10 protein-coding genes are annotated in these 12,714 nt (G+C 57.3%); 6 read left to right on the plus strand and 4 right to left on the minus strand.

Features of this window, described 5'->3' with window-relative positions; all coding sequences use genetic code 11:
• Nucleotides 1–270 precede the first annotated feature (270 nt).
• The 5 genes from typA to fabY all read left to right on the plus strand — a co-directional run bounded on the left by typA (nt 271) and on the right by fabY (nt 5,194).
• Nucleotides 271–2,094 carry a ribosome-dependent GTPase TypA gene (typA, locus tag ACTJJ1_RS23725; RefSeq protein WP_006328953.1) on the plus strand — a complete coding sequence of 608 codons (1,824 nt, stop codon included), beginning with the start codon at nt 271–273 and terminating at the stop codon, nt 2,092–2,094.
• A gap of 164 nt (nt 2,095–2,258) precedes the next feature.
• Entirely contained in the window at nt 2,259–2,849 is a 591-nt protein-coding gene (gene yihX, locus ACTJJ1_RS23730) for a glucose-1-phosphatase (RefSeq protein WP_004953418.1), read from the plus strand.
• A gap of 49 nt (nt 2,850–2,898) precedes the next feature.
• A complete protein-coding gene (locus ACTJJ1_RS23735) occupies nt 2,899–3,789 on the plus strand; it encodes a virulence factor BrkB family protein (protein WP_409443914.1) in 891 nt (296 codons plus the stop codon).
• Nucleotides 3,786–4,223: a D-aminoacyl-tRNA deacylase gene (gene dtd, locus ACTJJ1_RS23740; RefSeq protein ID WP_440835589.1), complete on the plus strand. Its 438-nt coding sequence runs from the start codon at nt 3,786–3,788 to the stop codon at nt 4,221–4,223. Before ACTJJ1_RS23735 ends, dtd begins: the two co-directional genes overlap by 4 nt.
• 23 nt (nt 4,224–4,246) lie before the next feature.
• Nucleotides 4,247–5,194, plus strand: coding sequence for a fatty acid biosynthesis protein FabY (fabY, locus tag ACTJJ1_RS23745; RefSeq protein WP_004953403.1), 948 nt, complete (start codon nt 4,247–4,249; stop codon nt 5,192–5,194).
• A gap of 38 nt (nt 5,195–5,232) precedes the next feature.
• On the opposite strand, the gene ACTJJ1_RS23750 is transcribed toward fabY, so the two are convergent.
• Nucleotides 5,233–6,894, minus strand: a complete 1,662-nt coding sequence (locus ACTJJ1_RS23750; protein ID WP_440835591.1) for an AsmA family protein — start codon at nt 6,892–6,894, stop codon at nt 5,233–5,235.
• A gap of 131 nt (nt 6,895–7,025) precedes the next feature.
• Entirely contained in the window at nt 7,026–8,426 is a 1,401-nt protein-coding gene (locus ACTJJ1_RS23755) for a nucleobase:cation symporter-2 family protein (RefSeq protein ID WP_006328945.1), read from the minus strand.
• 241 nt (nt 8,427–8,667) lie between these two features.
• On the opposite strand from ACTJJ1_RS23755, the gene gltS reads away from it, so the two are divergent.
• Entirely contained in the window at nt 8,668–9,879 is a 1,212-nt protein-coding gene (gene gltS, locus ACTJJ1_RS23760; protein ID WP_004953394.1) for a sodium/glutamate symporter, read from the plus strand.
• A 57-nt stretch (nt 9,880–9,936) separates the two neighbouring features.
• Here gltS and recG read toward each other — a convergent pair whose 3' ends face one another.
• Complete coding sequence (recG, locus tag ACTJJ1_RS23765; protein ID WP_004953393.1) at nt 9,937–12,018, minus strand: ATP-dependent DNA helicase RecG; 2,082 nt, start codon at nt 12,016–12,018, stop codon at nt 9,937–9,939.
• Nucleotides 12,015–12,710, minus strand: coding sequence for a tRNA (guanosine(18)-2'-O)-methyltransferase TrmH (trmH, locus tag ACTJJ1_RS23770; protein WP_004953390.1), 696 nt, complete (start codon nt 12,708–12,710; stop codon nt 12,015–12,017). The genes recG and trmH overlap by 4 nt, the downstream gene beginning before the upstream one ends.
• Nucleotides 12,711–12,714 lie beyond the last annotated feature (4 nt).

Below are 12,714 nucleotides of genomic sequence, written 5' to 3' on the forward strand. Positions count from 1 at the left end.
TTGCAAAAGCGCTTTAATCGCCTTCCTGCGCGGGTTTTGCACAGAATCAGTATGCACCATCAGTGACGCATTGCACCTATATGGTGCAAATAACGCAGTGTGGGGCACTGTAATGGTGCAAAAGTGCACCAACTGCTGCTTTTTGCACCGTGAAAGGGATCACAAACTGACCTGTACACAGTTGTTTATAAGAGACTGTTGTGATCTTGTTTAGTACCTCGCTTAATACGTGTACAATAGCGCGCTATTTCTAATGCCTGAGGCAAAGCTGTGATCGAAAATTTGCGTAACATCGCCATTATTGCCCACGTTGACCATGGTAAAACCACCCTGGTTGATAAGCTGCTGCAACAATCCGGTACTTTCGGAGAGCGTGTAGAAGCCACCGAACGCGTAATGGACTCCAACGATTTGGAGAAAGAGCGTGGGATTACCATCCTCGCAAAAAACACCGCCATTAATTGGAAAGACTACCGCATCAACATCGTGGATACCCCAGGACACGCCGACTTCGGCGGCGAGGTTGAGCGTGTGATGTCAATGGTTGACTCGGTGCTGCTGGTTGTGGATGCAATGGATGGCCCAATGCCGCAAACCCGCTTCGTGACCAAAAAAGCCTTCGCTAATGGTCTGAAGCCGATCGTGGTAATCAACAAGGTTGACCGTCCGGGCGCACGTCCTGACTGGGTTGTCGATCAGGTCTTCGACCTGTTCGTTAACCTCGACGCGACCGATGAGCAGCTCGACTTCCCAATCATCTATGCTTCTGCATTGATGGGTATCGCGGGCACCGACCACAACGAGATGGCGGAAGACATGACCCCGCTGTATCAGGCGATCGTAGACCACGTGTCTGCGCCGCAGGTTGAGCTCGAAGCGCCGTTCCAGATGCAGATCTCTCAGCTGGACTACAACAACTACGTTGGCGTTATCGGTATCGGCCGTATCAAGCGCGGTAAGGTTAAACCTAACCAGCAGATCACTATCATTGATAGCGAAGGCAAAACCCGTAACGGTAAAGTCGCTAAGGTTCTGACCCACATGGGTCTGGAACGTATCGAAGCTGCCGTGGCTGAAGCTGGCGACATCATCGCTATCACCGGTCTGGGCGAGTTGAACATCTCTGACACCATCTGCGACACCAACGCTGTTGAAGCGCTGCCGGCGCTGTCTGTTGATGAACCTACCGTCACCATGTACTTCAACGTCAACACCTCTCCGTTCTGCGGTAAAGAAGGCAAGTACGTGACTTCACGTCAGATCCTCGACCGTCTGAACAAAGAGCTGGTGCACAACGTGGCACTGCGCGTTGAAGAAACCGAAGATGCTGACGCATTCCGCGTATCGGGCCGTGGTGAACTTCACCTGTCGGTTCTGATCGAAAACATGCGTCGCGAAGGTTTCGAGCTGGCGGTTTCCCGTCCTAAAGTTATCAACCGTAAAATCGATGGCCGCATGCAAGAGCCGTTCGAGAACGTGACGCTGGATATCGAAGAACAGCACCAGGGTTCAGTCATGCAAGCCATGGGTGAGCGCAAAGGTGACGTTAAGGACATGATCCCAGACGGCAAAGGTCGTATTCGCCTGGATTACCTGATCCCTGCGCGTGGCCTGATCGGCTTCCGTACCGAGTTCATGACCATGACTTCCGGTACCGGTCTGCTGTACTCCACCTTCAGCCACTACGACGATGTACGCCAGGGCGAAATCGGCCAGCGTCAGAACGGCGTGCTGATCTCCAACGGCCAGGGTAAAGCGGTAGCGTTCGCCCTGTTCGGCCTGCAAGATCGCGGCAAGCTGTTCCTGGGTCACGGTGCGGAAGTGTATGAAGGCCAGATCATCGGCATTCACTCACGTTCCAACGACCTGACCGTAAACTGCCTGACCGGTAAGAAGCTGACCAACATGCGTGCTTCCGGTACTGACGAAGCCACTACTCTGGTTCCGGCTATCAAGATGTCTCTGGAGCAAGCTCTGGAATTCATCGATGATGACGAACTGGTAGAAGTAACGCCAACGTCCGTACGTATTCGTAAACGTCACCTGACGGAAAACGATCGTAAGCGTGCAAGCCGCGGTCCTAAAGACGCTTAATCGCTGATTGAGTGTTCTATGCTTAGGGCGCGTTCTGCGCCCTGAGTTTTTTCCTCTGCCTTTCCCCATTTCTGCCGTGCGCTATGCGCTTTTCCGTCGGCTCTCTGTTCAGCCCCCCCTTTTCCCGCTACAGTGAAATCTCACCGGCCCATCAGGAGAGGACTATGTTGTATATCTTTGATTTAGGTAATGTGATTGTCGATATCGATTTCAAACGTGTACTGGGTGTATGGAGCAATTTGAGTGGCACGCCGCTGGCGGTATTGTCTGAGCGTTTCACCCTGGGTGAGTTGTTCCAGCAGCATGAGCGAGGTGAAATCAGCGACGAAGATTTTGCCGAACGGCTAAGTGATGAAATGGGTATCGCCCTCAGTTTTGAGCAGTTCGCTACCGGCTGGCAGGCGGTGTTTGTCGCCCTGCGTCCGGAGGTGATCGATATCATGAAGCGCCTGCGCAGCGAAGGTCACCGGGTGGTGGTGTTGTCGAACACCAATCGTCTGCACTGCAACTATTGGCCGCAGCATTATCCGGAAGTGGCCGAGGCCGCCGATCATCTGTATCTGTCTCAGGACATCGGTATGCGCAAACCGGACGCCAACATCTATCTGCACGTACTCAACGCCGAAAATACGCCGCCGGAAGCCGCAGTGTTCTTCGACGATCATCCGGATAACGTCGCCGCCGCACAGGCGCTGGGAATCAAAACAGTGCACGTGACCGACCGTAACGTGGTGCCTGCTTATTTTGCCCAATGACCGCGAAGGGTTAAGCTTAAGGCGTACAAACTGACATCAAGGAGTGACCATGTCGTTTTTCCGCCGTAAAAAGTTGTCTTCTGCGATCAAACCCAGTGTCACCTTCGGGCGGCTGCTGTTCCAACGCGTCGATAACGATGGCCTGACCATGCTGGCGGGCCATCTGGCCTATGTTTCCCTGCTGTCGCTGGTGCCGCTGATTACCGTGGTGTTCGCACTGTTTGCCGCATTCCCGATGTTTTCCGACATCAGCGTCCAGTTGAAAAGCTTTATCTTCTCTAATTTCATGCCTGCCGCCGGCAACGTGATCCAAAGTTATCTGGAGCAGTTTGTCGCCAACTCCAACAAAATGACCGCTGTCGGTACCTGCGGGCTGATTGTCACCGCGCTGCTGCTGATCTCCTCGGTGGACAGCGTGCTGAATACTATCTGGCGCAGCAAGAACAAACGGCCAATCGTATTCTCGTTTGCGGTGTATTGGATGGTGCTGACTCTGGGGCCGCTGTTGGTGGGTGCCAGCATGGCTATCAGCTCCTATCTGCTGTCGCTCAATTGGCTGGCGCAGACCGGTGTGAACAGCCTGGTGGATCAGGTACTGCGAATTTTCCCGTTAATTCTGTCGTGGGTATCGTTCTGGCTGCTGTATTGCATCGTGCCGACGGTGCGTGTGCCGCCCAAAGATGCGCTGATCGGCGCGCTGGTGGCCGGGGTATTGTTTGAGCTCGGTAAGAAGGGCTTTGCGCTGTATATCACCATGTTCCCGTCTTATCAGCTGATATACGGCGTGCTGGCGGTGATCCCGATTTTATTCCTGTGGGTCTACTGGAGCTGGTGTATCGTGTTACTCGGCGCGGAAATCACCGTTACCCTCGGGGAATACCGTGACTACCGCCGGAAAAAGACGGAGCAACAGGATCAGACACAAGAAGGGCAGTTATGATTGCGTTAATACAACGGGTGTTAAACGCCAGCGTCACGGTCAAGGGAGAGACGGTAGGCAAGATTGGCTCCGGTTTGTTAGTGTTATTGGGCGTGGAGCAGGACGATAACGAGCAAAAAGCCGTGCGCCTGTGTGAACGCGTGCTGGGGTATCGCATCTTTGGCGACGAGAACGACAAGATGAATCTCAATGTCCAGCAGGCGGGAGGCAGCCTGTTGGTGGTTTCGCAGTTCACGCTGGTGGCCGATACCCAAAAAGGCATGCGCCCGAGTTTCTCACGTGGTGCAGTACCGCAGGAGGCCGATCGGTTGTATCAATATTTTGTTGGCCAGTGCCGCGAACGCGGCGTAGAAACACAGACCGGGGAGTTCGCCGCCGACATGCAAGTGGCGCTGGTGAATGATGGACCGGTGACGTTTTGGCTTCAAGTCTAAGTATTTTGAGAGAGAAGGCGTCTATGTATCACCTACGAGTACCCGTAACAGAACAAGAGCTGAAGGATTATTACCAGTTTCGTTGGGAAATGCTGCGCAAGCCATTGCACCAACCGGTGGGTTCGGAAAAGGATGCCTACGACGCCATGGCGCACCATCAGATGGTGGTGGATGAGAGCGGTAAAATTGTCGCTATCGGGCGGCTGTATATCAATGCCGACAACGAGGCGGCGATCCGCTTTATGGCGGTAGACCCTACGGTGCAGGACAAAGGCCTCGGCACGCTGGTGGCGATGACGCTGGAGTCCGTGGCGCGTCAGGAAGGGGTAAAGCGGGTGGTGTGTAGCGCCCGTGAGGATGCGGTGGAGTTCTTTGCCAAGCTGGGTTTCGTCAATCAGGGCGAGATCACCGCGCCGCAAACCACCCCAATCCGCCACTTCCTGATGATTAAGCCGGTGGCCACGCTGGACGATATTCTGCATCGCCCCGATTGGTGCGGCCAGCTGCAGCAGGCCTGGTACGATCATATCCCGCTCAGCGAGAAAATGGGGGTGCGCATCAGCCAGTATACCGGCCAGCGTTTCGTCACCACCATGCCGGAGATTGGCAATCAGAACCCGCATCATACGCTGTTTGCCGGCAGCCTGTTCTCTCTGGCCACGCTGACCGCCTGGGGGCTTATCTGGCTGCTGCTGCGTGAGCGCCATCTGGGCGGCACCATTATTCTGGCAGATGCGCATATCCGCTACAGCAAACCTATCACCGGCAGACCGCGCGCGGTGGCGGATCTCAGCTCGCTGAGCGGCGATCTGGCACGTCTGGCGCGGGGCCGCCGCGCACGGGTGCAGGCGGAGGTGCATCTGTTCGGTGACGACGATAAAGGCGCGATATTTGAAGGCACGTATATGGTGCTGCCGGCCGAGTCGGACGCGCCCCTGGACCAGGGCGGCTCTGAGGCGATAGAAAGCTGAGTTATCGGCCCTCTTCCCTGAGAAGAGGGCGTGAAAGCCTAGGGTAACTGTTGGTCGACCGTCCGGCCATCGCCGGCGGTGGCCTGCAGTTCGCCCTTAAGTGAAGATTTAAACGGGCCATCGCTGTTCAGCAACCCTTTCAACTGCAACTGCAGATTTCCGTCACCTTCCAGCGGCACCGGCTGCCATCCCCATTGCTGCAAAGTATTCACCGGCACCGAGCGGCCGTTCAACGACAGCGTAAACGGTTTGCCCGGCAGCTGTTCGACCGTGGCTTTGGCTTCCAGTAATCCTTTTGGCATAAAGGCGCTTAGGTCGGTGACGTTGATCTGCCCGTCGTTAGCGTTTAGCGCCAGCGATGGGCGTCTAATGTCAATCTTGTTGAAGGTGGCTTCGCTGCCGTTCAGGTTCAGCGTGCCGGACCAAATGCCCCACTGGTGGTCACGTGCCAACAGCAGGTTACCGCCGTAGCCGTCCAGTGCGGTGATCTGGAACGGGAAGTCCGGATTAATATCGATGATCAGGTTGCGATTGGTGGTCAGCTTGTTGACGTAAACCTCCGCCAGCCAGTGCGGCAGCGGTTTCAGCCACAGTGCGCGCCAATCTGAAGGTAAAGTGTATTCCAGTGCGGCGACGGCCACTTCGTCCAGTTGCAGGCGATTGTTGGCGCGCAGCCAGTTGCCGGAGGTGCGCAACAATCCGCCTTCCCAGCGGCTGGTGAACTGCTGAATGGCGATACCGGCCGGTGAAAGCCGCATATTCATGATCGGGTCGATCAGGTGGAAACCCCCATTGATCAGATCGCTGGCGTTGAAGTTCAGCGAACCGTCCTCGCTGCGCCAGTCGCCCTGCTGGAAGGTGATGTTCTGCAGCGACAGATCGAGATCGTTGAACGCCCACTCTTTGCCTTCCAGTCGTGCGTCGATCAGATCAAAACGTTTGAGAGTGACCGGTGGCAGGGCGGTAAAGCGTTGCCAGAATTCGGCCAGCGTCATCGGAGTTTGCATGCGCACACCGCTCAGCCGCAGGCGTTCCACTTGCCAACTGCCGTCGGCGGCGCGGCTGGCAACACCGGTCAGGTCACCCTGAGCCAGATCGGCACCGAAGTTGTTGAGTTTCAGCTGGTTCTGTTTAAGTTCACCCTGTACCAGCACCTGCGAAGTCGGGATACCGTTCAGCGTCATCGAGCCGGCGCTGAACTGGAACTGATTGTTTTCTCCCAGCGGGTGGCCGGCTTTGGGTTGCCAGGGCGTAATGCCGGCATTGACCTGCTGCGCATTGAGCTGCCAGGTTTCATCGTTGGACTGCAGCGCCATATTGCTCAACTGCAACACATCGGCCTGCACCGGCAGTATCGCGGCTTGCGGCTGAACGGTAAGCGTACCGTCGCGCAGCGTTACGCTGTGAAAATAGCGCGGTTCAGTGATTTGGCGCAGGCTCAGGCCGAGATCTACCCGTTTGGCGACCAACGCCTGCGGCTGGTTATTTTTGGCCAGTTGGACGTCTTCCAGGCTGATTTGGCCCGGCTGATTCCATGAGTGCGAGATTTTTGCCACCGACAGGCGATATTCGCTGTTGTCGCTGATCCAACGGCTAAGCCAGCCCGCCGCCCAGCCGGTTTGCCCCACGACGTACAACAGCACAATGGCAAGCACTACCAGCAGCAGCAACGTCAGCAACAGTTTTCCGATAAATTTCATCGTCTACATCCGCGTCGGTCAAAAAAGATACCCTGTTTATGCCGCAATTGGCCGGGCATCTCAAGTGCAATGGTCTGATAGGCAATAAAAAACGGCCGCAAGCGGCCGTTTGTGGCAGGCAGCGTGGCGGATTATGGCTTCTCGTGTTCGTGCGGGAACACCAGGTTGAGCACGATGGCGGTGATGCCGCCGGCGGCAATGCCTGAGGAGAGCAGGGTTTTCAGCCAGTCGGGCGCGAACTGCAGGATCAGCGGTTGCTGAGAAACGCCCATGCCGACGGCCAGCGACAGCGCCATGATCATGATTGCGCGGCGGTTCAGCCTTTCGCGTGACACGATACGCACGCCGGAGGCTGCGATGGTACCGAACATTACCAGGGTAGCACCGCCAAGCACCGGCTCAGGAATATGTTGCACGAAATTGGCCACTGCCGGGAACAAGCCCAGCGCGATCAGCATCAGCGCCACCACAAAACCGACGTAACGGCTGGCAACCCCGGTCAGTTGGATCACGCCGTTGTTCTGACCAAAACAGGAGTTGGGGAAGGTGTTGAACACCGCCGACAGCATCGAGTTCAGGCCGTTGGCCAGCACGCCGCCCTTCAGGCGCTTCATATACAGCGGGCCGCTGACCGGCTGTTCCGACACGTCTGAGGTGGCGGTGATGTCGCCGATGGTTTCCAGCGAGGTAACCATAAAGATCAGCATCAGCGGCAGCAGCAGGCTCCAGTCAAAGCCCAGGCCATAATACAACGGGATCGGCAGGGTGACTGCCGCCGTTTGCGGAGCCGGTTGGCTTGCCGGCAGCATGTCCATCGCCCAGGCCAACAGGTAGCCGACCGCCATGGCGATCACCAGCGAGGCGACGCGCAGGTACGGGTTGCGCTGGCGGTTAAGCAGAATAATCACCGCCAATACCGCGCCGGCCAGCAGCAGATTTTTCGGTGCGCCGAAGCTGCCTCCGCTCATCGCGGCATAGCCGCCGCCGATGGAGGTCAGCCCAACCTGAATCAGCGACAACCCGATAATCATCACCACAATGCCGGAGACCAGCGGGGTGATGATGCGTCGCGCCAGGTGCAGCACGCGGGAGAGCAAGATCTCGGTGCAGGAAGCGACCATCAGCGTGCCGAATAGCGCGGCCATCATGGTGGGGACGTCGGCACCGCCGTTCTTCAGCGCCAGCCCGCCCATAATCAGTGGCGAAACAAAGTTGAAACTGGTGCCCTGAATCGACAGCAGGCCGGAACCGACGGGTCCCCAGGTTTTAATTTGCAGAATGGAGGCCAGGCCGGAGGCAAACAGCGACATGCTGATAATGTGCTGAGTATCCTGTGCCGGCAGACCGAGCGCCTGACAGATCAACAGAGCCGGGGTAATTACCGCCACGAACATCGCCAGCAGATGCTGACCGGCGGCAAACAGCGTTTGCGGCAGCGGCGGGCGGTCTTCCAGGCGATAAATCAGTTCGCTGGTGTGGGGCGTTACGGCGGCTTTTTGCACGGCATCAAGCTCGGTGGATGGCATGGTCATGATGTGACATTTCCAGAAACGGCAAAGCAGGCATTTTAATGATCCACCCCGCAAAAGCAAACGGTTGCGCCCTAATATTACGTCGGGGTTATTAATGCTTATGTCGTATTTTTGTTCATTTTTTCTTGTCTTCTCAGCATTTTTTACTTCTAATCCCACCCTCATCAAGTTTTAAAAACTAAGCGGTTTTCTATAACTTATTATTTCTTATTGGATCTTTTCCGTTACAGGGAGTACCCGGATGTTTCATCTTGATACTTATGGCACGTTAGTCGCGGCAACGCTGGTTTTGCTCCTTGGGGGCAAATGCGTCACAAGCATTCCGCTGTTGCGAAAATACACTATTCCCGCACCTGTCGCCGGTGGGTTGCTGGTGGCGCTCTTGTTGTTAGCCCTGAAAAAGTTTGCTAACTGGGAAATCAGCTTCGATATGTCGCTGAAAGACCCGTTGATGCTGGCCTTCTTCGCCACCATCGGCCTGAATGCCAACCTGGCGCGGTTGCGCGCGGGTGGCAGAGCGCTAATGGTGTTCCTGTTTGTGGTGCTGGGCCTGCTGCTGGTGCAGAACGCTATTGGCATAGGCATGGCGAAAATACTGGGCTTGGATCCGCTGATGGGCCTGATCGCCGGTTCAATTACGCTATCCGGCGGTCATGGTACCGGCGCAGCCTGGAGCAAGCTGTTTATCGAACGCTATGGGTTTGAAAACGCGACCGAAGTGGCGATGGCCTGTGCGACTTTCGGCCTGGTGCTGGGCGGCCTGATCGGTGGTCCGGTGGCGCGTTACCTGGTGAAACACTCCTCTACGCCGGAGGGCACACCGGAAGATAGCGTGCAACCTAGCGGTTTTGAAAAGCCGGAAAGCGGTCGACTGATCACGTCCTTGGTGATGATCGAAACTATCGCGATGATCGCCATCTGCTTGAGCCTGGGCCAGTTTATTGCCGGTCTGTTGAATGGCACGGTGTTTGAATTGCCAAACTTTGTTTGCGTGCTGTTTGTTGGCGTGATCCTCAGCAATACGCTGGCGTTCAGCGGTTTTTACACCGTGTTCGAACGGGCGGTGTCGGTGCTGGGGAACGTCAGCCTGTCACTGTTTCTGGCCATGGCGCTGATGAGCCTGCGCCTGTGGGAGTTGGCGTCGCTGGCGCTGCCGATGCTGGCCATTCTGGCTGTGCAGACGCTGGTGATGGCGCTCTACGCGATTTTCGTCACTTACCGGGTGATGGGTAAAAACTACGATGCGGCGGTACTGGCTGCGGGCCACTGTGGTTTTGGCATGGGCGCCACGCCAACGGCGATCGCCAATATGCAGGCGATTACCGATCGCTTCGGTCCCTCGCATCTGGCGTTTCTGGTGGTGCCGATGGTGGGGGCGTTCTTTATCGATATCGCCAACGCGATCGTGATTAAGCTGTATCTGCTGTTGCCGGTATTCCCGGCGGTGGGCTGAATAACGTTCGAGAGGTAAAGCAAGGGCGCCATTGGCGCCCTTGTCTATGGCTGAGGGTCAGGCGTTGGAGTAGCGCGCTTTCTCCGGTAGCCAGCGTTCAATCAGGGCGCGGGCATGTTCCGGATATTGCTGGTGAATATGACGGGCGACGCGTTGCACTTCCGGTATCATCGCCTGGTCGCGCAGCAAGTCGGCCACCTTGAACTCCGCACTGCCGGTCTGGCGCGTCCCAAGCAGCTCGCCTGGGCCACGAATTTCCAGATCGCGCTGGGCAATCACGAAGCCATCGTTACTGTCGCGCAGAACCTGCAGACGTTTCTGCGCAGTTTTACTCAGCGGGGTTTTGTACAACAGCACGCAATGCGATGCCACAGCGCCACGGCCAACGCGGCCGCGCAACTGATGCAGTTGCGCCAATCCAAGCCGCTCCGGGTTTTCGATGATCATCAGGCTGGCGTTCGGTACGTCGACGCCCACTTCGATCACGGTGGTTGCCACCAACAGCTGTAACTCGCCCTGTTTAAAGGCCTGCATTACCGCCTGCTTTTCCTGCGCTTTCATGCGGCCGTGAACCAGAGCGACTTTCAGTTCGGGCAGCGCTGTCTTCAACTCTTCCCAGGTGGCTTCTGCCGCCTGCGCTTCCAGCAACTCCGACTCCTCGATCAACGTACAGACCCAGTACGCCTGCCGGCCTTCTTCCATACAGGCGCTTTTTACCCGCTGGATAATATCGGCGCGCCGGGTGTCAGGAATGGCGACGGTGGTGACCGGTGTCCTGCCTGGCGGCAGTTCGTCGATCACCGAGGTATCGAGATCGGCATAGGCGGTCATTGCCAGCGTGCGTGGGATTGGCGTGGCGGTCATGATCAACTGGTGGGCATGGAAGCCTTGCTCCTCGCCCTTTTCCCACAGAGCCAGCCGTTGGTGCACGCCAAACCGGTGCTGTTCGTCGATGATCACCAGCGCCAGGCCGGAAAACTGTACCTGTTCCTGGAAGATGGCGTGCGTACCGACCACCATCGACACTTTTCCGCTGGCGATCGCTTCCTGCTGAGCAATGCGTGCCTTGCCTTTTTGCTTGCCGGCCAGCCAGCCGACTTCAAGCCCCAACGGTTCAAACCACTGGCGGAAGTTATTGGCGTGTTGTTCGGCCAGCAGCTCGGTGGGCGCCATCAATGCCACCTGTTTGCCGTGGGCGATGGCGCGCAGCGCCGCCAGCGCTGCTACCAGCGTTTTGCCTGAGCCGACATCACCTTGTACCAATCGCATCATCGGGAAGCCTTTTTGCATATCGGCTTCGATATCGGCCACCACGCGCTCTTGCGCGCCGGTCGGCGAAAACGGCAATTCGGCGAGAAATTGTTGTTTCAGACGGTCATCCGGCATCAGCGGCAGCGCCTGATAACTCTGCGCGCCGGCGCGTACCGCCAGCATGCTGAGGTTATGCGCCAGCAGCTCTTCCAGGATCAGGCGTTTTTGCGCCGGATGCTTGCCCTGTTCCAAATCTTCCAGCTGGATATCCGGCGGCGGGCGGTGCAGGGTGTGCAGCGCCTGCGGCAGGCTCATCAGCCCGCCACTGAGTTCCGGTGGCAGCAGTTCGGCGATGGCGCAGGTGTCCAGCAGCTCCAGCGCCTGATCGGTCAGCTTGCGCAGCGTGGCTTGCCTGATGCCTTCGGTGGTCGGATAAACCGGCGTCAGTGATTCTTGCAGCTCAACCTCGCTGCTTTCCCCCTGAATGCGGTATTCCGGGTGGATGATTTCTGCGCCGTGGTTACCGCGTTTGATCTCACCGTAAGCGGTCACGCGCCGGCCTGCGGCCAGGCTGTTTTTCATCGCTGCGTTGAAGTTAAAGAAACGCATGGTGAGCAAGCCGGTACCGTCGCTGATTTGGCAGGTCAGCATACGCCGACGGCCAAAACTGATATCGCTGCGCAGCACTTCGCCTTCCACCGTGGCAAAAATGCCCGGCAGCAGATCGTTGATCGGATAGAGACGAGTGCGGTCTTCATAACGCAGCGGGAGGTGCAGCAGCAGGTCCTGAATGGTTTCCAGGCCAATTTTGGCCAGCTTGCCCGCCTGGCTGGCTCCAACCCCGGAAAGCGTGGTGAGAGGGACGGCGTCCAGCAGGCGGCCTTTCATCGGCGTACCGTTGCCTGCATGGTTGCCCACCATTCGGCGTCGGCAACCACCTGGCCCTGTTGGTCAATCTGCGGGCGCGGCAGCCCTTTGCGCTTGGCGACGTTGGCCAGCACCGGGTAGCCGCCCTCGAACAGCAGGCGTTGTTGTTCTTCTTCGTCCAGCGCGCTGCGGGTGCGCAGGTACATGCCGGCGTTGTGGCGTTGGCGCTGCGCTTCGTACAAGATCAAGGCGGAGGCGACCGACACGTTGAGGGATTGCACCATGCCGATCATCGGAATGATGATGTCCTGGTCGGCCAGGGCCAGCGCTTCTTCGGTGATACCGGTTTTTTCCTGGCCCAGCAGCACGCAGGTTGGGCGGGTGTAATCCACCTCGCGGAAATCAACCGCGCGGGCGGAAAGGTGGGTCGCCAGAATCTGCATACCTTGATCTTTCAGGTGGGTCACTGCGTCAGAGATGGTACGGTGGGTTTTTACGTTGACCCAGCTGTTGCTGCCGGCAGCGGAGGAAACCAGGGTACGCATGCGTGAGGTCGGCCACACGGCATGCACCTGATGCACGCCGACGGCGTCGGCGGTGCGGATAATGGCGGAGACGTTATGCGGTTTGTGTACCTGTTCCAGGCAGACCGTCAGATCCGGCTGCCGGGTTGCCAGCATTTCACAAATCCGCGCATAGCGTTCAGGGCTCATAGGC

It is taken from the genome of Serratia sp. 22264 (genome assembly GCF_052045345.1).
Classification (GTDB): domain Bacteria; phylum Pseudomonadota; class Gammaproteobacteria; order Enterobacterales; family Enterobacteriaceae; genus Serratia; species Serratia plymuthica.